General features: G+C 69.9%; 18 protein-coding genes. 7 read left to right on the forward strand and 11 right to left on the reverse strand.

Annotated elements, in window-relative coordinates:
* The 4 genes from ORG17_RS13030 to ORG17_RS13045 all read left to right on the forward strand — a co-directional run bounded on the left by ORG17_RS13030 (position 1) and on the right by ORG17_RS13045 (position 6,158).
* Positions 1–2,085, forward strand: coding sequence for a bifunctional aldolase/short-chain dehydrogenase (locus ORG17_RS13030; protein WP_214527871.1), 2,085 nt, complete (start codon positions 1–3; stop codon positions 2,083–2,085).
* Between the two features lie 33 nt (positions 2,086–2,118).
* The gene (locus ORG17_RS13035; protein WP_214527870.1) at positions 2,119–3,606 is read left to right on the forward strand and encodes a rhamnulokinase; all 1,488 of its coding nucleotides are present in this window, start codon (positions 2,119–2,121) and stop codon (positions 3,604–3,606) included.
* Positions 3,603–4,928 carry an alpha-hydroxy acid oxidase gene (locus tag ORG17_RS13040; protein WP_214527869.1) on the forward strand — a complete coding sequence of 442 codons (1,326 nt, stop codon included), beginning with the start codon at positions 3,603–3,605 and terminating at the stop codon, positions 4,926–4,928. Before ORG17_RS13035 ends, ORG17_RS13040 begins: the two co-directional genes overlap by 4 nt.
* A 291-nt stretch (positions 4,929–5,219) precedes the next feature.
* Complete coding sequence (locus tag ORG17_RS13045; RefSeq protein ID WP_250892577.1) at positions 5,220–6,158, forward strand: glycoside hydrolase family 16 protein; 939 nt, start codon at positions 5,220–5,222, stop codon at positions 6,156–6,158.
* Positions 6,159–6,260: 102 nt separating this feature from the next.
* On the opposite strand, the gene ORG17_RS13050 is transcribed toward ORG17_RS13045, so the two are convergent.
* From ORG17_RS13050 to ORG17_RS13060, 3 genes are all read right to left on the reverse strand, one after another.
* Entirely contained in the window at positions 6,261–7,067 is an 807-nt protein-coding gene (locus tag ORG17_RS13050) for an isocitrate lyase/PEP mutase family protein (RefSeq protein WP_214527868.1), read from the reverse strand.
* Between the two features lie 64 nt (positions 7,068–7,131).
* Positions 7,132–7,941 carry a hypothetical protein gene (locus ORG17_RS13055; protein ID WP_214527867.1) on the reverse strand — a complete coding sequence of 270 codons (810 nt, stop codon included), beginning with the start codon at positions 7,939–7,941 and terminating at the stop codon, positions 7,132–7,134.
* A gap of 11 nt (positions 7,942–7,952) precedes the next feature.
* Positions 7,953–8,315: a hypothetical protein gene (locus ORG17_RS13060; protein ID WP_111022117.1), complete on the reverse strand. Its 363-nt coding sequence runs from the start codon at positions 8,313–8,315 to the stop codon at positions 7,953–7,955.
* Positions 8,316–8,448: 133 nt separating this feature from the next.
* On the opposite strand from ORG17_RS13060, the gene ORG17_RS13065 reads away from it, so the two are divergent.
* Complete coding sequence (locus ORG17_RS13065) at positions 8,449–9,006, forward strand: flavin reductase family protein (protein ID WP_214527866.1); 558 nt, start codon at positions 8,449–8,451, stop codon at positions 9,004–9,006.
* 197 nt (positions 9,007–9,203) lie between these two features.
* Positions 9,204–9,974: an ImmA/IrrE family metallo-endopeptidase gene (locus tag ORG17_RS13070; protein ID WP_214527865.1), complete on the forward strand. Its 771-nt coding sequence runs from the start codon at positions 9,204–9,206 to the stop codon at positions 9,972–9,974.
* A gap of 212 nt (positions 9,975–10,186) precedes the next feature.
* On the opposite strand, the gene ORG17_RS13075 is transcribed toward ORG17_RS13070, so the two are convergent.
* The 3 genes from ORG17_RS13075 to mobF all read right to left on the reverse strand — a co-directional run bounded on the left by ORG17_RS13075 (position 10,187) and on the right by mobF (position 16,418).
* Positions 10,187–10,711: a hypothetical protein gene (locus tag ORG17_RS13075; protein ID WP_214527864.1), complete on the reverse strand. Its 525-nt coding sequence runs from the start codon at positions 10,709–10,711 to the stop codon at positions 10,187–10,189.
* Complete coding sequence (locus ORG17_RS13080) at positions 10,708–11,535, reverse strand: hypothetical protein (protein ID WP_214527863.1); 828 nt, start codon at positions 11,533–11,535, stop codon at positions 10,708–10,710. Before ORG17_RS13080 ends, ORG17_RS13075 begins: the two co-directional genes overlap by 4 nt.
* A 440-nt stretch (positions 11,536–11,975) precedes the next feature.
* On the reverse strand, positions 11,976–16,418 hold the full coding sequence (gene mobF / locus ORG17_RS13085; RefSeq protein WP_250892575.1) for a MobF family relaxase: 4,443 nt from the start codon (positions 16,416–16,418) through the stop codon (positions 11,976–11,978).
* Positions 16,419–16,865: 447 nt separating this feature from the next.
* Between mobF and ORG17_RS13090 the strand changes: the two genes are divergently transcribed.
* A complete protein-coding gene (locus tag ORG17_RS13090; protein ID WP_214527861.1) occupies positions 16,866–17,306 on the forward strand; it encodes a hypothetical protein in 441 nt (146 codons plus the stop codon).
* A 73-nt stretch (positions 17,307–17,379) separates the two neighbouring features.
* Here ORG17_RS13090 and ORG17_RS13095 read toward each other — a convergent pair whose 3' ends face one another.
* The 5 genes from ORG17_RS13095 to ORG17_RS13115 form a co-directional block, all read right to left on the reverse strand.
* Complete coding sequence (locus ORG17_RS13095) at positions 17,380–17,670, reverse strand: hypothetical protein (RefSeq protein WP_214527860.1); 291 nt, start codon at positions 17,668–17,670, stop codon at positions 17,380–17,382.
* A 58-nt stretch (positions 17,671–17,728) separates the two neighbouring features.
* Positions 17,729–18,229, reverse strand: a complete 501-nt coding sequence (locus ORG17_RS13100; protein WP_214527859.1) for a hypothetical protein — start codon at positions 18,227–18,229, stop codon at positions 17,729–17,731.
* Positions 18,226–19,026, reverse strand: a complete 801-nt coding sequence (locus tag ORG17_RS13105) for a Fic/DOC family protein (protein WP_214527858.1) — start codon at positions 19,024–19,026, stop codon at positions 18,226–18,228. The genes ORG17_RS13100 and ORG17_RS13105 overlap by 4 nt, the downstream gene beginning before the upstream one ends.
* A gap of 25 nt (positions 19,027–19,051) precedes the next feature.
* Complete coding sequence (locus ORG17_RS13110; protein WP_214527857.1) at positions 19,052–19,261, reverse strand: hypothetical protein; 210 nt, start codon at positions 19,259–19,261, stop codon at positions 19,052–19,054.
* A gap of 353 nt (positions 19,262–19,614) precedes the next feature.
* Positions 19,615–19,899 (reverse strand): hypothetical protein, encoded by a 285-nt coding sequence (locus tag ORG17_RS13115; RefSeq protein WP_214527856.1) that lies wholly within the window; start codon positions 19,897–19,899, stop codon positions 19,615–19,617.
* Positions 19,900–20,102 lie beyond the last annotated feature (203 nt).

Genomic DNA, 20,102 nt, shown 5'->3' on the forward strand with positions numbered 1-20,102 from the left:
ATGACGAACACAGTGGAGGCACGGGTGGACCCCGAGGCGCACGGCACCGACGCAGACACCACGATCCGGGCGCTGGTCGCGCGCTCGAACGCGCTCGGCTCGGATCCGCGGATCACGAACTACGCGGGCGGGAACACCTCCGCCAAGGGCACCGACACCGACCCCGTCACGGGCGAACCGGTCGAGCTGCTCTGGGTGAAGGGCTCCGGGGGCGACCTCGGCACCCTCACCCCGGCGGGCCTCGCGGTCCTGCGCGTCGATCGCGTCCGTGCCCTCCAGGACGTCTACCCCGGCGTGGAGCGCGAGGACGAGATGGTCGCCGCGTTCGACTACACGCTGCACGGCAAGGGCGGAGCCGCGCCGTCGATCGACACCGCGATGCACGCCCTCGTCGACGCCGCCCACGTCGACCACCTGCACCCCGACGCCGGCATCGCGATCGCCACCGCGGCGGACGGTCCGGCCCTGACCGAGCGGATCTTCGGCGACCGGGTCGTCTGGGTGCCGTGGCGCCGACCCGGGTTCCAGCTCGGGCTCGACATCGCAGGCGTCAAGCGTGACCACCCGCAGGCGATCGGCACGATCCTGGGCGGCCACGGCATCACCGCGTGGGGGGACACGAGCGACGAGGCGCAAGGCAACTCCCGCTGGATCATCGACACCGCCGAGCGGTACCTCGCGGAGCACGGCACGGCGGACCCGTTCGGCGGCGTCCGAGCGGGGTTCGAAGCACTGCCGACCGACGAACGTCGCGCACGCGCCGCAGCCCTCGCCCCGACGATCCGCGGCATCGCCGGGCACGACAAGCCGGTCGTCGGGCACTTCACCGACAGCGACGGCGTGCTCGACTTCCTGGCGAGCGAGCGCGCCGAAGCACTCGCGGCCCTCGGCACCAGCTGCCCGGACCACTTCCTGCGCACCAAGGTCAAGCCGCTCATCCTCGACCTGCCGGCCTCGGCGAGCGTCGACGAGCAGACCGCCCGCCTCCACGAACTGCACGAGCAGTACCGCGCGGACTACCAGGCGTACTACGACCGGCACCGGACGCCGGACTCCCCCGCGATCCGCGGCGCCGACCCGCTCATCGTGCTGGTCCCCGGCGTCGGGATGTTCTCGTACGGCAAGGACGCCCAGACCGCCCGGGTCGCCGGGGAGTTCACCGTGAACGCGATCAACGTGATGCGCGGTGCCGAGTCGGTCAGCACGTACGCCCCCATCGACGAGGCCGAGAAGTTCCGGATCGAGTACTGGGCCCTCGAAGAGGCGAAGCTGCAGCGGATGCCCGCGCCCAGGAAGCTCGCGACGCGCATCGCCCTGGTCACCGGGGCAGCGTCCGGCATCGGCAAGGCGATCGCGAAGCGCCTGGCGGCCGAGGGTGCCGCCGTCGTCATCGCCGACCTCGACCTCGAGAAGGCCACCGCTGCGGCGGCCGAGATCGGCGGCCTCGACCAGGCCATCGGCGTCGCCGCGAACGTGACGGACGCCGCCGCGATCGACCAGGCGATCCAACAGACGCTGCTGCACTTCGGCGGCCTCGACCTCGTCGTGAACAACGCGGGGCTGTCGCTGTCCAAGAGCCTGCTCGAGACCACCGAGCAGGACTGGGACCTGCAGCACGACGTGATGGCGAAGGGGTCGTTCCTGGTGTCGAAGGCCGCCGCGAAGGTGCTCATCGAGCAGGGCCTGGGCGGCGACATCGTCTACATCTCGTCGAAGAACTCGGTGTTCGCCGGGCCGAACAACATCGCGTACTCCGCCACGAAGGCCGACCAGGCCCACCAGGTGCGGTTGCTCGCGGCCGAGCTCGGTGAGCACGGCGTCCGCGTCAACGGCATCAACCCCGACGGCGTCGTGCGCGGCTCCGGCATCTTCGCGAGCGGCTGGGGCGCCAACCGCGCCAAGACGTACGGCATCGAGGAGCAGGACCTCGGCAAGTTCTACGCGCAGCGAACGATCCTGAAGCGCGAGGTCGTGCCCGAGAACGTGGCGAACGCCGTCTACGCCATCTGCACCGACGACTTCTCGCACACCACCGGCCTGCACGTGCCCGTCGACGCCGGTGTCGCCGCGGCCTTCCTGCGGTAGCGACGACCGACGAACACCGAGCAGGAGCAGAGCATGCACACCAGCGGCAGCGTCGCCGCGGTCGACCTCGGGGCCACCAGCGGCCGGGTGATCGTCGGCCACGTCGACTCCGACGGGGTCCGGATGGACCACCTCGCACGGTTCCCGAACGGCCCCGTCACCCTGCACGAGGGCGACGCCGGCACCGGCCGCGACGCCCTGCACTGGGACGTCGTCGAGCTGTACCGACAGGTGACCGAGGGGCTGCGGCGTGCGTTCGCCGAGCACCCCGCGATCGCCAGCATCGGCATCGACTCGTGGGCGGTCGACTACGGCCTGCTCCGCGACGGCCGACTGCTCGGGCTGCCGTCGCACTACCGCGACGACCGGCACCAGGGCGGTGTCGTCCCCGTGCACGACCGGATGGCCGCCACCGAGCTGTACGCCCGGAACGGCCTGCAGCACCTGCCGTTCAACACCCTGTTCCAGTGGGCTGGCGACCCGTCGCTGCAGCTCGCGCAGCGTGCGCTGCTCGTCCCCGACCTGCTCGGGTACTGGCTGACGGGGGTCGAGGCGGCCGAGCGCACGAACGCCTCGACGACCGGGGTCCTGAACGCGACCACCCGTGGGTGGGACCCGGCGGTGCGGGCTGCTGCGGGCCTCCCGGCCGGGCTGCTGCCCACGCTGCGCGACCCGGGCGACCGACTCGGCCCCCTGCTGCCGTCCGTCGCCGCGCTCGTCGGCGGGCAGGCCGACGTGACGCTGGTCGGTTCGCACGACACGGCGAGCGCCGTCGTCGCGGTCCCCGCGACGGAGCCGGACTTCGCCTACATCTCGTCGGGCACGTGGTCGCTCGTCGGCGTCGAGCTCGACGCGCCCGTCCTGTCGGACGCGGCACGACGCGCGAACTGCACGAACGAGGGCGGTGTCGACGGCCGCGTCCGGTTCCTGAAGAACGTGTCCGGACTGTGGTTGCTGTCGGAGAGCGTCCGCACCTGGGAGCGCGGTGGCGACCACGTCGACCTGGAGGCCCTGCTCGTCTCCGCCGCGGCCGTCACCGCCCCGGTCCCCGTCTTCGACCCCGCAGACGAGTCGTTCACGGCACCAGGCGACATGCCGGCGCGGATCGCCGCGTGGTGCGCGGCGCACGGGCTGAGCGCCCCCGCGTCGCGCGCGGAGTTCGTCCGGAGCATCCTCGAGTCGCTCGCGACGGCGTACGCCGAGACCCTGCGCACCATCGCCGACGTGACCGGCAAGGCCATCCGGGTCGTGCACGTCGTGGGCGGCGGCTCGCAGAACCGGCTGCTCTGCCAGCTGACCGCGGACCGCACCGGCCTGCCGGTCGTGGCCGGCCCGGTCGAGGCCACCGCACTCGGCAACGTGCTGGTGCAGGCGCGCGCCGTCGGACTCGCGGGCCTCGGAGGGGCTTCACTGGAGGCACTCCGCAGCATCGTCGCACGGAGCGTCGAGCCCGTGCGGTACACCCCCTCGGCGTCGTCGCGCGCCGATCCCGATCGATCCCCCGTCAGGAGCCACGCATGACCACGACCGACGACCAGCACCGGATCGACCCCGCAACCGGCGCACCGGCGCCCGCGACCGGGTCCGCCTCCGCCGCTCGCACGCGGGTCAAGCGGCAGCTGCCGACGGTGCGGGACCTCGCGCCGCTCATGCAGTTCAAGAAGCCGTCGCTGCCGGGTCGGCGTCAGCGCCTCGAACAGGCCTTGACGATCTGGGACCTGCGGGACATCGCCGCCCGCCGCACCCCGAAGGCCGCGTTCGACTACACCGAGGGTGCGGCCGAGGCGGAGATCTCACTGGCCCGCGCGCGGCAGGCGTTCGAGGACATCGAGTTCACGCCGGCGATCCTGCGGGACGTGTCGAGGGTGGACACCTCGCGCCAGGTGCTCGGGGCGCCGGTGTCGTACCCGTTCGGCATCGCGCCGACGGGCTTCACGCGGATGATGCAGACCGAGGGCGAGCGGGCCGGTGCCCGGGCCGCCGGACGTGCCGGCATCCCGTTCTCGCTCTCCACGATGGGCACCACCGCGATCGAGGACGTCCGCGACGCCAACCCGCACGGGCGCAACTGGTTCCAGCTGTACATGTGGAAGGACCGCGAGAAGTCGATGGCGCTGGTCTCCCGCGCCCAGCAGGCCGGCTTCGACACCCTGCTCGTCACCGTGGACGTCCCCGTCGCGGGTGCGCGGCTGCGGGACAAGCGGAACGGGTTCTCGATCCCGCCGCAGCTGAGTGCCCGGACCGTGGTGAACGCGATCCCGCGGCCGTGGTGGTGGTTCGACTTCCTGACCACCGAGCCGCTGGCGTTCGCGTCGCTCGACCGCTGGTCCGGCACCGTCGGCGAGCTGCTCGACCACATGTTCGACCCGACCGTCACCTACGAGGACCTCGCCTGGATCCGTGACCAGTGGCAGGGCAAGGTCGTCGTCAAGGGCGTGCAGTCGCTGGCCGACGCCAAGCGCCTGGCCGACCTGGGCGTCGACGGCATCACGCTGTCGAACCACGGCGGCCGGCAGCTCGACCGCGCACCCGTCCCCTTCCACCTGCTGCCCGCCGTGGTCAAGGAGGTCGGGAAGGACACCGAGGTGCACCTCGACACGGGCATCATGTCCGGCGCCGACATCGTGGCTGCCGTGGCCCTCGGCGCGAAGTTCACGATGGTCGGCCGCGCCTACCTGTACGGGCTGATGGCCGGCGGCGAGGCCGGCGTGGACCGGATGATCCAGATCCTGTCCGAGCAGATCGAGCGGACCATGCGGCTGCTCGGGGTCGCCTCGCTCGACGAGCTCGAGCCGGGGCACGTGACGCAGCTGCAGCGGTTGCAGCCGATCCCCCGGGTCTGACCCGTCGGCTCGCCGCGCGTTGCACCGTGCACGTTCGACGGTCGGACACCGGGCGTTCGTCGGTCGATTTCCGTGACGCCCCCCGAACGGGTCACAAATGATGCAAGATGTCCGTGGACGTGTCAACGAAACCCTCGGCATCCGGCCGGCTGATGCGTCCGTCCCTCCCCGCATCCTGCGCCCGAGCATCCACGAGGAGCCCGACATCTCGACCCGAAGCACGTGCACGCCCTTGCGCGGCACGACCCCACGGACCACCCCCACACCCCCGACCACCCGAGGGGGCACCCGATGATCCGCCACCGCGCGATCCTGGCGGTCGCGACCGCCGGCGCCCTGGTCCTCGGTGTCCCCACCGCCGCCTCCGCCCGCACCTGGTGGGGTTGGGACGGCGAACGCCGCTGGCACGACGCCCCGGTGAACCCCACCCCGACGCCGGCCCCGGACGAGACGGAGACCCCGGCCCCCACCGACGAGTGGACCCCGGATGCGGAGCCCGAGCAGGACTCCGCGCCGATCGAGGACTCCGCCCCCGTCGCCGAGCCCGCTCCCGAGGCCGCGCCGGAAGCAGCGCCCGAAGCGGAGGGATCCCCCGCGGACCTGTCCGCGATCGCACCGGACGCCTCGTTCGTCGAGGACTTCAGCAAGGACGCCGTCACGGGCCTGGTCTCGTCGCTGTACCCGCAGTCGTGGCAGGCCTACCCCGACGGCACCTCGGGCATCTACGCGCCGAGCAAGACCGTGTCGGTGCACGACGGCGTGATGGACGTCGCCCTCGGCACCGGTGCCGGAGCTGCCGGCACCTTCGGCTCCTCCGACGGCGCCTGGGACCACGTCGGCGGCTCGTTCTCGGTCCGCGCGAAGGCGACCGGCGGCGACGGCAACGGCGCGGCCTTCATGCTGTGGCCGACGTCGAACGTGTGGGCCGACGGCGAGATCGACTTCCCCGAGGGCAACTTCGAGGACAGCCCCTCGGTGTTCCACCACTCGATGACCCCGGGCAAGGAAGCCGAGCGCGTCCAGCTCGGCACCGGCGTCTCGTGGCGCGACTGGCACACCTACAAGGTCGACTGGGTCCCCGGTGAGTCCGTCACCTACAGCGTCGACGGCAAGGTCCTCGGCACGATCACGCACGACGTGCCGACGACCCCGCACCGCTTCATGTTCCAGGTCGGCAACTGGGGCGAGAAGGGCAACCTGCTCATCGACTGGGTCTCGACGACCGAGTAGCGTCCGCAGGTCCACGACACGACCGACGGGAGGCCCGGTGCCAGCTGGCACCGGGCCTCCCGTCCGTCTGCGTGGTCATGTTCCGGGCGTCACGCGCGCCGCTCAGAAGAGCGCGTTCAGGTCCGCGTAGTCCACCCCGGCCGCCAGCGAGTCGTAGGTGCCGGTGGTCAGGAGTTCGGCCGTGGCCTGCCGAGCGACGGCGTACGCGGCCTGCGCGACGGCGGAACCGAGACTGATGCGGGCCACACCGATCCCGGCGAGTTCCGACACGGTCGGCGACCCCGGACCGGCCATCACGTTCACCGGGCCATCGATCGACTCCACCAGCGCGCGGATGGTCTCGACGTCTCGGACTCCGGGGACGAACACGCCGTCCGCGCCGGCTCCGCGGTAGCGACGAGCACGCTCGAGCGTCTCGGCCAGGCGTCGTTCGGGATCGACGAGACCGGCGAGGTGGACGTCGGTCCGTGCGTTGACGAACAGGGGCACCCCGGCTCGTTCCGCCGCGCGCCGGGCCGCCCCGATGCGGTCGGCGAGCGCATCCGGATGCAACCTGCCGTCCTCGATGTTGATCCCGACGGCGCCCGCTTCGAGCACCGCGTCCACCGTGCGCGCCACGCCGTCCGCGTCGTCGGCGTACCCGGACTCGAGGTCGACGGTGACCGGCACCGACACCGAAGCCGCGATCCGCGCGACCGAGTCCATCGCTTCCGCGCGGGTCAGGGTGTTCCCGTCCGGTCGCCCGAGGGACCAGGCGACGCCCGCACTGGTCGTGGCGATCGCGGTCGCGCCGGCGTCCTCGACGACTCGGGCGCTCGCGGCGTCCCAGACGTTGACGAGGACGAGTGGCCGGGATGGGTGGTCGTGGAGTCCGTGGAAGGTCGCGGCTCTGGTCGAAGTCGTGTTCACCCCTCGATCCCATCGGTCCGAGCGCGGACGAGCTGGCGGATTCCGGACGACGCGGTGGCGCCGCTCAGCCCTCGGTCCGGGAAGACCTGGGTGGGTTCAGCAGGTCTCCGTCCCACGACAGGTCGTCACCCTCGCGGACCTCGAACGCCTCGAACCGGTCGTCGTCGAGCACGCCGTCGACGAGCGCGCGCGATCCGGCGACGATCGTCGAGTCCCAGTCCTCCTCGGCGGCGATGACCCACGCGTGGTCCTCCGGCCAGACGAACGTCGTGGGCGGCGCCACCTGGTCGTGCCGCCCGAAGCTCTCCCAACCCGGGACCGCCCGCTGTGCCCACGACGGATCGGCGAGCTCGTCCAGGGTCGCGCTGAAGAGCCAGGTGTCCCGCTCGGGCCAGGCCATCAGCCCCCGCGCACGTCGGACCCGGTGCCGGCGTCCAGCCGACGGCGGCCCGCCCGTCCCCTCCCACGCTCCGACGACGAGGTCTCCGGGGGTCGACGTCGCGCTCCGCAGGTGCGTGGTGAGGACGGCGAGGTCCTGCGGGTCGAACCATCCGTCGTCCGACTGGTCCACGCGCCAGCCGTCGGCCCAGGACCTCGTCTGCTCGTCGTCGGTCAGGCGTCGCCACTGCACCAGGGGGTGCATCACGCGGTCGTTCCGGCGGGCGACCTCCGCCCACCGCCAGCGGGCGTGTTCGACGTCCGGGTGGTCGCCCCACTCGTCCGTGGTGTCGAGGTCCGCCCGGTGCGCGCCGACCGGGTGCAACAGTCGTGCGTACGCCTCGAACCCGGTGCCCGCGACACCGCCGACGCTCGCCCAGTGCCCGGCACGCGCGACGAGCCAGTCGCCCCGCGATGCCTCGCTCAGCAGGCGCATCGTGCTGCTGCTCAGAGCTTCTCGTCGACGAGCGCGATGAAGCGGCTGCCGATGCCCTCGACCTCGCGCCGCGTCAGGCCGGCGGTGGGCTCCGGCGCCTGGTACGGGGCGTGGTAGTCGCACATCAGGTAGTCCCATTCGGGCCACCACTTCTTCGGGCGCGCCTCTTCGTCGAAGCCGCAGACCACGCACTCCAGGCGCGTCCAGACCTTCTTGGTGCCGGTGCGGTTGGCGCGGGACTGCACGAGCCAGGCGGGCGGGTCCTGCTCGATCGCGTCGAGCTCCGCTTCGCTCAGGCGCGACGGGATGCCGTGGCGGGTCGCCATCTCGAGGGGGATGTCGAGCCGGACGGCGGCTTCGCGGCGGGAGAGCATCCGTCCAGGGTAGGTCCTGCCACTTCCCACCTCGAACTGCGACGGCGGGAAACCGCCAGCGACCGCTCCCGCGCCTGGCGAGACTGGCTCGGAGCTCGCGACCGCCGCGAAGCCCGACCGAGAGCCGAGCGCCGTGCACCACAGCCCCATCGACCCCGCGATCCTGTACTTCGGCACGCCTGTGGCGCTGCTGAGCACCATCGCCGACGACGGCACGACGAACACCGCCCCCATGTCGTCGATCTTCTGGCTCGGGCAGACCGCCGTCCTCGGCATGGGAAGCCGATCCCAGACCGCGCAGAATCTGCTCGCCACCGGTGAGTGCGTCATCAACCTCCCGTCCGCTGATCTGGTGGCCGCGGTGGACACGCTCGCCCTCACGACCGGACGATCACCCGTCCCCGCCGGCAAGGCCCACGTCCGCTACCGCCACGTCCCGGAGAAGCTCCGCCTCGCCGGGCTCCACGGCCGCCCCGGCGACACCGTCCGTGCGGAACGGATCGACGAGTGCCCGGTCAACCTCGAAGCGCACGTCGTGCACACGCGACCGCTCGCATCAGACGACGGCACCTTCGTCTTCGAAGCCTCGATCAGCCGCGTCCACGTGCACGAATCCATCCGCGCATCGGCGTCACTCAGTCCCAACTGTCGCGATTGGAACGTGGTGACACTCCACTATCTGCCGAGCTAGCCACCGTCGCGAGTGAAGCGTTCTCTGAGCCTCTGCGGTTCTTCCAGGTACCACCATCGGTCGCGACAGCGGGACCAGTGGCCTTCCGTCGCAAGGCTGCGATGCGCGCCCCGGAGCGCGACCGCGTAACTGCGCTCTACCACGAAGCGTCACGAGCGTTTGCACACGTCAGCGAGGCTTCCGGCTACCACGAGTTCGTGAGCGACTTCGGAGGGCGGTTTGGCGACCCCGCAGGGGCGGCGGCAGCAGTTCGAGCTGAAGTCGGGTTGGTCGGAGAGCAGCCGGTTCGGAACGTTACAAGGCTTTTAGAGCGGCTGGGGATCGGAGTCGTATCCGACCTCGAGGCCGACCATGACGACGAGTCTCGCGGCGATGTTTCGGGCATCACCGTCCCTTTCAAGCACAACCGACGGCCACTCGTCGCCACGCTTTCGATTGGACGAGGCGATGTGCAGCGTCTCACGATCGCTCACGAGCTCGGACACCTGATCCTCGACCGAAACGCACCCACGGTGAGTTGTTCGACCAGGAACCCGCAAGAGCAAGCCGCATTCGCGCTCGGCCGTGCACTGTTGATGCTTCCTTCGGTCCTGACAACACGAGTGAGCGAGTCGAGCACGCTCAAGCAGCTGCTGGAACTCAAGTCGGAGTTCGGCATGTCGGTGGGCGCCATCGTGTACTACGCGAACCGCATCGGAGCAATCAGCGGTGCCCGAGCACGAACGCTTCAGATCCAGATCGCTTCGCGCGGGTGGCGAGAGCGCGAGCCAGTCGACGTCACCCCTGAGAAGCCGATGCTGCTCCGGCAGGCAATGGCGAAGGTGTATCCGGCTGGGACAGTCGCGCGAGCGTCACACGATCTCGGCATTGCGCCTTCACGGCTTCGGCGCTGGCTAGGTGAGGACGCAGTGAGCGTCCGTGACGACGTGCGGCCCGCATCGAATGTCACGCGGATGCGATTCCGCTAACGCGAAGGGCATCGCAGCCCCAGCCACACCTGGCCGATCGCGGGTCACAGGGTTCGAACAGGCATCACATGGTGCTCGTACTGGGGTGTCTGAGACGGCAACCCAATAGACGAGAACTGGGAAACGTGCATAGACTGCGGGTGCACGTTGCAGTAGCGGCGTGAAGTGAGCTCGGCAGCCTTCCGGACGGTCGGTGAGCCGAGCTTCGCGCGTTAACCCGTGGACACGGCGGCGAAAAGCATCGGCTCGACGCGTCGCCGCCAGTCACCACCTTTCGCGTGGCTCCATGCGATGGCGTCTGCGATCCACAGCAGCGGCTCGTCGTGCGCCCCCATGTGGTCGTACACCAGGCTGTCCCGAAGCCCCCTGCTGCTCACTTCGCGGTAGAGGATGCGTCGGTCCGCCTGCTCGATCGATGCATCTCGCTCGAGGACTATACGGGTGTAATCGTTGTCTGCGGCCAGGTCGAGCAGCTGCATCAGACACTCTTCGCGGCCGTCCGCCTGCTTGTTCGCGGTGGATTGGACGATGTGAGCCCGGACCCCGAGCTCGACGAGCTTTGACAGGATGAGCCGCCGACGGGGATCGCTTTCACTGGTGAAGTGGATGCGGCGCTGGCCTTTGAGCACGAGGCCCCGCATCTCCTTTCGCAGCCCGTTTGCGTCGCCGGGAACGACAACGGCGGCGACCATCGTGTAGCCCTTGGCTTTCGTCTCGTCGACGAACAGCATGGTCACGACGCGTCCTCAGGTTCGAACAAGACCTTCCCGCGCGTGGACGCCGCCTTCTCGACGGCGGCTCGTGAGAACGAGCCCAGAAGTGTGTATCGGAACTGCTCTGCCCAGCCCGTGGGTGATCGGGGAGACGGGACGAACGTCGACGTCGACGTCAGCAGATCGCGTGCTTCCAGGCCGCGCAGTCCTCGTCGCGCGGTGGCTTCCGAGACTCCGTACCAGTTGGCGGACTGGTTGAAGGGGAGGATGAACTCTTCTTGCTGATCGAGTGCGATGAGCAGCATGACCTTTTCGGGATGGCTGAGGTCGGCGTCATACCCCTTCAGCCAGTACGAATACGGCAGGCGCAGCCAGTTGCCTTGCGCGGTCTTCTTGGGGCGGGTGTACTCGGTCCCGTCGCCGGACTCGTGGAGGAGCCGGTACTGCATGTCGTTGCCCCGGCGCTCCCGGTCGATGAGCCCGAGCTTTTGGAGCTTCCCGACGACCTTCGACCAGCGAGACTTCGCTGCGTCGAATGTCGCTGTCTCATCGAGGCGGATCAGCTGAGCCCAGGTTGCTGCGGGGTAGCCGGCAACGTAGGGCTCGCTGCTTGACGCCAGGGCGTGGATGAGGAGGTATGCGTCAAGAGCAGAGCTGTCGCGGGCCAGGAGCGCCAAGGCAGCGCCGCGCGACCCTTGCGTTCCGCGCGGACGTTGGAGGAAGTCACGGCGGATCGGGACGAATCCTCGGTTGGTGCCTTCGAGCAGGGGGATGAGCAGTTCGCTCCGAGGCGGCCGCCCTGTCGGAGCGGATGGTGCCCCGAAGGTTGGGCGGGTCGCTGTAGTCATGCGATGACCGTAGCCGGTTTTTCATCACGGCTCGCCGACTCTTTTCGCTGCGGGTCGCCGCCACAGATACCCCTTGCGAGGCCACCTGATGCCGGTTCGAGGCCTGGTCAATGCCGAGTGCGATGACCATAGCGGCTTGCCCCGCAAAGAGGTGGCGGCAGCTGGGTTGCCGCCGGAGCGAGAACCTTCATCAGCGAAGCACTTGCCGAATTGAGCCCGACGGCATTTGCGGTCCCGAGCGCAACCTTCACAGATTCCGTCCAACGGACGTTAGCGGGACAGTCCGCCGCGTTCCCGCTGGATGCCCTGCGTATGGCCCTTCCCCCGGGCCTTGCTGGTGCGAGGCTTGGTCTGCACCGCCGCGTCCAGCGATGACGCCGGCGCAGGCGGCGAAGCAGCTGCACATGTCCGTGCGCGAGCTCGCCGCGCTAGTCGAAAAGTCAGCGCTCCATACCGTCGTCACCGCGAGACAAGTCGGGTGTCGGCGACGGGTCAATGTTGAGGGAGCTGTCGGTGTTGGTTGACTTGGACACCTCGTCAGGGTCGACGCCGGCCTGGCGGAGCATCTCGCGGTCGCGGAGCTCGAACTCGTCGTACTGCGCCTCAGTGCCTTCCCCTCCAGTCGTGTCGATCACGGCTGTCTCTGCCGCCATCTCGTCGCGGACCTCGGACTGGATCGCTGCGGAGTCGCTGTCGGTGACGTTGTCGATCGCGTCGGTTGCCGCGGTACCGAGGACGGCGCCGGTCGCAGCGGCTGCCGCCGCGTCCTGCTGCCGGTCGGCGTCGGCAGTCGGGTAGCGGCGCGCCAGGCGGTCGGCCTGCTCCTTCTCACGCTCCGCCTTCCGCTGGGCCTCGCGGACGGCCTGCTCGCGGTCGCGGTCTGCCTTGCGCTGGGCGTCCTGCAGCGCGCGGCGGCGTTCGTCGTTGGCGCGCTGGATCTGCCGGGCTGCCTCCGAGGCGATGGTCTGCCCAGACCGTCCGGCATGGCGGCCAACGTTCTCGAGTGTGTCGTCGACGGGGTCACTCATGATGGGTCCTTCCTGTGCGGTGGTGGGCGACACGGAGGCCACGGGAGTGGTCTGAGTGCCGGCCGTGGCCGCGGGTGCCGCCTCAGCGGTGGGCGCCGGCGGAGTCGTCGCCGCGGCGGTCTCGGTGCTGGTCTCTGCGACAACGTCGGTGGCGGTGGCCACGGCCGTCGACGTCGCCTGCTGCACGCCCTCCGCGGCCGCGACCAGGGCGGTGCGGGCAACAGCGGTCTGCTCGGCTGCGTGGGTGGCGTAGCGCTCGCGCGTGGCCACGGTGACCTCGGGGGCGGTCGACAGGGCGGCCGCCTTGTGGAGCGCGGTTACGCGTTCCTGCAGGTGGTCGGCCACGGGGTTCCCGCGGAGCTTGTCCGGGATGGCCTGCGGCTCGGACGGGTCGATGCGGTACTTGGTGCGGAGGACGTCGACCTCGGCCGCGGTGCGGTGCCAGTCGAACATCCGCCACGGCTCGGAGGGGAGCCGTCCGAGCTGCTGCGTCCACGCTGGCCGCTCGAGGGCGAGGGCCGCGCCCCGCTCCTTGAGGCGGACGCCGATGTAGTGGTGGCGCTCGGCGAGGTGGTCGCGCCACTCGGCGGGGAGGAGTTCGTCCTGGTGGCGGCGGCCGTCAGCGATCCATGCCGGTACCCCGTCGACGGGTTCGCGATCGACGACGCGGACAACGGGCTGGTCGATGCCCTCGAGGGCCTTCTCAATACGCCAGTGCAGCACCGCCGGCACGTCCTCTGCGGTGGCGAGCTCGCGCTGCCCGTACGCGTCGCAGAGGGTCTGGACGGGATCGTGGCCGTAGTCCTCTGCGTGCCGGAGCGACGAGGCGAGGGCGCCCCACGACTCCTGCCCCTCGAGGGACGTCGCGAGCTCGCGGCCGAGGGCGCGTTCCACGATGGCGCCGGCGCGGAGCTCGTTGGCGCGGGTGGCGACGTCGGCGTGCTGGTCGATGAGCGTGACCAGGTCCTCGACGCGGTCTTGCTCGGCGCGGATCGTCTCGTGTGCGGACAGCAGCCGCTCGGAGCGGGCGGCGATCTGCTCGAGGGCGTCGGGGACGGTCGCGGCGTCGTCGAGGGCGAGGTAGAGCCGGTTGCTCTCCTTCCCGCGGGACAGGGCCGTGTGCGCGTCCTCGCGGCTCATGGTCGCGTCGCCGAGGACGTGGGTGTGCTCGGTGGTGAGGCCCTGGGAGCGGCTGATGGTTCGGGCGTAGCCGACCTCGACGTGCTGGGCGACGTAGCCGGCGGGCAGCTGGATCACGGCGCCGTGTTCGGCGTGGGCGACGTCGAGGGCGCCGTTGTCGCGGATCCCGGTGACGGTCCAGAGGTCACCGTTCTTCACCCGGTCGCGGCCGCCCTGGATCCGCAGGTCGGAGTCGTTGCGGCGGGTGACGATCGTGTCGCCGACGTGCGCGGCGAGTCCATCGCGCAAGGGGACGGACCGGGACGTGTTGACGTCGCCGGTGGAGATCCGGAACGCCTGCGCGCGGGCGTTGAGATCCGCGACGGCCGTGGCGGTGGGGGCGAGCATCAGGGAGCGCGTGCCGGCGAGGGTGTCCTGCTGCCATCCCTCGAACACTGCGGCGGTCATCCGCTCGCTGTCGCCGCCGACCACGCGGGCGTGCTCCTGGTACCAGGAGAACGGGTCACCGGGACGCATCGGGTCGCGGAGCCGGAGGGAGGCTTCTGCTTCCTCGGCGTCGCGGAAGCGGTGCACGTGCTCGAGCTGCACGGACCCAACCTCGCGGTCGATCAGGCGGAGCGCGCCGCCGGCCTCGACGGCGGAGAGCTGCCGGTCATCGCCGATGAGGCGGACGAACGCGCCGTGCTCCTGCGCGAGCTTGGTGACGTCGCGGAGACGCTTCGTGCCGGCCATGCCGGCCTCGTCGACCACGATGACGTCGCCCGGCTCGAGGGTGTACTTCGCGGACACGTCGTCCTGCTCGTGCGCGGCCAGGAACCCGTGGATGGTGGTCGCCTCGATGCCGACGGCTTCGGAGAGGACCGCGGCGGCGGGCGCGGAGGGGGCGAGTCCGATCATGCGGACACCGCCGACGGTCAGGGCTTCGTTGGCGAGCTTCAGCGCGGTGGTCTTGCCGGCACCGGCGGGGCCGATGCCGGCGACGAGCTCGACGTCGGACGTCGCGAACGTGCGCGCGAGATCCCGCTGCCCGGCATCCAGCGGCCCCGTGCTCGCGGCGGCGACGCGCTCGAACACGTCGCGGGAAACCGGCGCCATCTTCCGGTAGCGGGCCGCCTGCAGCAGCTCGTCCTCCGCCTGCAGGATCCCGGAGGAGGTGTAAACGGTCTTGCCCTTGTGCTCGAACACGGACTCACCGCTCGAGCGGGTCAGCGGCTTGAACGCGCCGTGCGGGGACGGCGGGGTGAGCGACACCGACGACTGCAGCGCGGTCTTCGCAACCTGCTGGACCAGGGGCTCGGCGACGTCCTGGTCCGGGATGATCTGCGCCAGCTGCCGGCGGGCTTCGGCCTCGACGACGCCGGCACCCCAGACCGCGTAGTGGTCCTCGACGGTCGCGAGGACGAGGGCTGCACGCTCGTCGACGTCGACCGTCGGGATACCGAACCCGTCGCGGGCCCGCACCTGAGCGATGCGCTGTGCGGCGGGGAGTACCTGGGATGCGCGGTCCTGTCCGACGCGTGCAACGGCGTCGTCGTGGGTGGCCTGCGGGGAGCGACCGTGCTCCTTCTGCGGACGGGTTTCGAGTGTCGCCTGCTGGGCGATCTTGATCTGCGTCTTGGTGTCGGGGGCGCGTCCGTGGTCGCGCTGGTACTCGGCGATGAGGCGTTCCACCTGCTCTCGGATCGACGCGGACCGGGAGGAGAACGTCTCCAGCAAGTCGGTGTCGACGCCGGCGATCTCCATGACGGGACGCTTCCCGGCGGCGACCGTGCGGGACTCGGTGGTGACGTCGAGCGCCTTGGTGACCTCGGACATGATGGCCGCGTTGTAGAACTCCGAGATGGGCACGTTCATGCGGTGCAGCAGCTTGGAGTCGATGGTGCGCCACTTGCCGTCGGAGCCCTTGACCTTGTTCGCGACCACCAGGTGGTCGTGCAGCTGGGGGTCGCCGTTGCGGGACTCGAAGTGCCGGAACGCAGTCACGGCGACGCCGCCCTCGACCTCGATCTGCTCGACGCCGTTGGTGCCGGCGCGGGTCGCCAACGCCTCCCGCTCGAGGTACGCGATCGTGGACGCGACGGCGCGGTCCTGCGCCTGTTCGATGCTCTTCCGGGTGTCGTCATCGCCGAGCGCCCAGAGCACGGACACGCTCTTCGCGGGTGAGCAGACCAGGTCGAACCCGGCGACGGCCTGCTGGTCGGGACGGGTCGCTGCGGTGATGTAGCGGCCGAGTTCTTCCTTGTCGGCGGGCTCGCGGCCCTTCGCGTCGCGAAACGTTTGCGCGCCCTCGCGGGAGCGAATCAGGCGCCGTTCCTCGGTGTTGGGCTCGTGCCCCTGGATGCGCTGGAACGTCGCGTACCCGGCCTGGATGCGGCCCTGCAGGGAGTTCTCTTCGGCCTTGTAGACGTAGTACGACCTGCCGAGTTTCGCGGCCTCCTGCGCATGCTTACCGGTCTTCCCCTCGGCGATCGCCTCGGCGATGATGCGGTCCGCGTCGGGGTGCAGGCCCTCGCCGAAGAGGGCCTTCATCTGCTCCTCGGTGACGGTCCCGGAGACGCCGAGAACGGCAGCGCCGCCGCCCATCCACCGTCCGGGTGGGTTCCCGTCGGCGGTGTAGTAGTCGCCGAGCTCACGGTCGTGATCGCGGCGTGCATCCCCGGTGGCGACCTCGGACGTGTAGTACGTGTACCCGTCGCCGGCGGACAGTACGTGCATGGTCATCATGCGCCGTCACCGCCTCGCTGGGGGTCGTTCAGGGCGCACGCGACCCAGCCGTAGTGCGGGCTGGTGACGGTGCGCATGCTGCGAGTTTATCCTCATTCATTTGTAATGCCTGAGGTGTGACGCACATGATGACTGAAGACCGGAGCGAGGAACGAGCGCAGGGTGGAAGGAGGGATGCGTGGCCGGGAGGATCGGAGTCGGTGGAGCGAAGCGGAGGCGACGCAGTGACGAGCGCGGTAGACAGGCGGAGACCGGGAGCGGCGGCCAGTGACGAGGAACGAGGAGCGTCGGGCCGTCAGCATCCGGGTCGATGACTGTCACAGGCCGCGCCGCTGGCGCGAGGTAGGCTGGGCGACAACAGGAGCGCCGCATGCTCCGCCGGTAGGGCGGTGCGGCCCGGATCGGACGGGTGGTGGCCGTTAGGGATTGGGGAATCGCATGGCTCAGGTTCGGACGTCAGGGAAGCAGGCCGCCGCGCGCAAGGCCGCACGCGAGCGGGCCGTGGAACGTGCGGCGGAGTTCCGCCGCCGGCAGGAACAGCTTGAAGAGCTCGCCGCCGAATACTTCGTCGCATCCGACGCCGTCGACGGCATCAACGAGGACGCAGAAGTCCGCATCCAGAAGATCCGTGACGAGGCCGCGACCGCGATCGCTGACGCGGAAGGGCGTGCACGGGCGATCATCGGTCGGATGCTAGATACGAAGGTCACCCGTGACGAAGTCGCTGAGCGACTCGGGATCGCGGTCCGCGATGTGAAGCGGGCCAAGAACAAGGCGACGCCCGCCGGAGACACGAGCAGCGACGACGTCACCACGGACACGCAGCCCGGTGACGGCGACAGCCCGGTGGAGACTCCCAGCGAGTCGGACGCGGCGTAGCGGGCGCACACGAAGCGAACAAACGAAGCAGCCCCCGACCATATGGTCGGGGGCTGCTTCGTTGTTGTGGCCGTTAGATTCGGCTGGTTGCCCACCACCACACGCACAGCGCGATGAAGCCTCCCCAGAACGTCAAGCAGGACCAGCCGAGCACGATGCCGGCGGTGGCGCGGCCGGGGATGTCAGTGCCTCGCGCGAGGCCGACGATGCCGAACACGATCGCGAGGACCGGGATCGGGATGATGAGACCGAACAGGATGGACTGGATGCCAAGGAGCACGCTCCATCGCGACAACGTCGTCCCGCGTTTCCGCACGTACACCGGCGGTGCCTGCTGCCACTGTTGCTGTGCGTAGTCGGTCATGATCCTGCCCCCGTTCGTTGGTTGCGGCGACGGTACTGCCGGCTTCCGACAGTGACGCTCACCAGAGCGTCGGTGTGGTCGCCGCGATCCCCGTCTTGCATGTCCGCACCGCGGCCGCATCCCACCCGTTGTCGCGGAACGCCTCGCGGAGCTCACGCGACAGGCGTACGCGTTCGGAGCGGGGGAAGCTGATCGTGCGGAGCGCCGTCGACGCGTTCCGGTGACGGCCGCGCTGCACCCGCTCGAGCATGTTCCCCCGGTGCGTGCCCGGCGCCAGGTGCGACACCGACAGGTCGACGTCGACGTGGACACACAGCGGCACGTCGCACACGTGCAGGAGCAGCGTCGACGGATGCAGGGCCGTGCCGGTCAGGTGTTCGTAGAACCACCGCTGAGGACGCATGGCGCGTTGCCCACCGTCGGGCTGCGGCAGCCAGAACCGGCCGTAGCCGTCGTCGCCGATCGCGCCCGTCCAGATCCAACAGTCCGTCGGCGCCGCCCCCTGCACCACGTGCTTCCAGAACCGTTCCTCCGCGCTGACGGCGACACGGCCACTCATCGTTCGATGCCGTCCCGGCCGCGCGGTTCCGTCGTCCGCGGCTCCTGCCGGCGCTGCTGCTCCCGCGCTCGGTTCTGATCGTCGTGGCCGGCAGACGTGAGGTGGTTGACGTTGTAGCCGGCGCCACGAAGCGTGTTGCGGTCCCGCTCAGCGCGACGCGTCGCGATCCACGGACCGGGAGCGAGCGCGGTCGCGTCCCTCTCGGTCCCCTCGAGCAGGTGCGCCCGGAGATACGCCGCGAGGGGCCGGTCGTTGCCGGCGACGGCGTGCAAGCGTGTGGTGCGGAGCTCGTCGACGTTGACGCGCTCCCAATCGATCGGGTGGCCGGCACGCTCCGCGATCGCGGACACATAGGTGCTCTGGGACCTGGTGTTCCCGTCCCGGTACGGGTGGATCGCCGACAGTCCTCCCCACCGGTCAGCGAGCCGGACCGCGAACGTGTCGGCGTCAAGGCCCGCCAGGTAGTCCTCCCGCTCAAGCTTTCCGAACAGCGTCGACAGGTTCGCGTCGATGTACTCCGGTCGGCAGTACGGGATGCCGGTCCCGGTGGCCTGCACGTCGACGTCGCGGACCTTCCCCGCGATCCCCGGCACCAGGTCGCCGAACATGCGCTCATGAATGCCACGCAGGTACGCGTAGTCCGGGCGGTCAGGAACGCGGTCGGCGCGGACCTCCGCCATCGTGATCGACGCGACGTCGTTCATCGCCTCGTCGAGCTGGCGCTGATCGCGGATCCCGGCAGCGTTCACCAACACCCCACCGCTACCCGGGTAGGTGTACTTGTCGTCGACGCTCATCCGCTCCCCCGCAGGACGCCGGCGCTCAGCGCTGGCGGAGCGGAAACCCGTGCTTCGCAGCGACCTCCGCGCGCGCCTCCTCCGGGGACAGTGTCCCCTCGAGGATGCGACGAGCACGGCCAAGAGCCTCGGCGTCGGGGAAGTGACCAGCGAGCTGCTGGCCCTTCTCGACCAACGCCATCTCCTGCTCGACGTCGACCGTCCGTGCGGTGTCGTGCTCGTTCTTGATGCTCATGGGAACTCCCCTGGTCAACGTCGATTCTACCAACCGCAGCTGTCTCGCAGCGGGGTGCGGGTGTGGGTGCGGGTGCGGGTGCGGGTTCAGCCTCTTCGACCCCGACGGTCGCGTGGCCCACGAAGGTCGGACCAGCCAAGTCCTGCGAGCAGCAGCACGGTCAACACCTGAACGAACACCACCGTCACTGCCCACGCGCCGGGATCTCCGAACGGGCCCCGCACGATGGTGTTGATAGTCACGAACACCATCGCGATGGCGAGTGCAACGAACACAGCCCCTCGGACGAGAGAGCGCCTACGGTCGCGATCACTCATCACAGGACACCTCCACGAATACCACCCAGCCGGCGCTCACTTCGGCTGCTTCCGGTTCCGGCGGATCACGTACACGGCGGTGGCCACGGGCAGCAGGAACGCCACCGCGCCCGACACCGATCGGCCAACGTGACCGTGCACGGCGCCGTCAACAATCAAGAACACCTGCCCGATCGCGAACAGACCAAGCCCGGTGAACACCGCACGCCACGGCTCGCTCCCGCGGGGGATGCGCCAATCGGCGTCCGTCGCACGGCGAGCTCCGACGATGATCGTCGCGACGCCAGCAGCGAGGAACAGCAACCACAGCCAGGTCAGCATCTACTCCCCCAAGCCCGGGACGGGGAACTCGGGGACGTGTATGAGGCCCGCCAACGCCAAGTAGACGAAGGTCGCTGAGACCATCAGGCCCAGGCTGAGACCGAAGACCGTCAAGCTCGACATCGACGAGTCCTGCGGGATGCCTCGAGTGCTCAGATGTATTCTGTCAGACGATCGTCTACCACAGCCTATACGGTGGTCTC

It is taken from the genome of Curtobacterium flaccumfaciens pv. betae, assembly GCF_026241855.1.
Lineage (GTDB): Bacteria > Actinomycetota > Actinomycetes > Actinomycetales > Microbacteriaceae > Curtobacterium > Curtobacterium flaccumfaciens.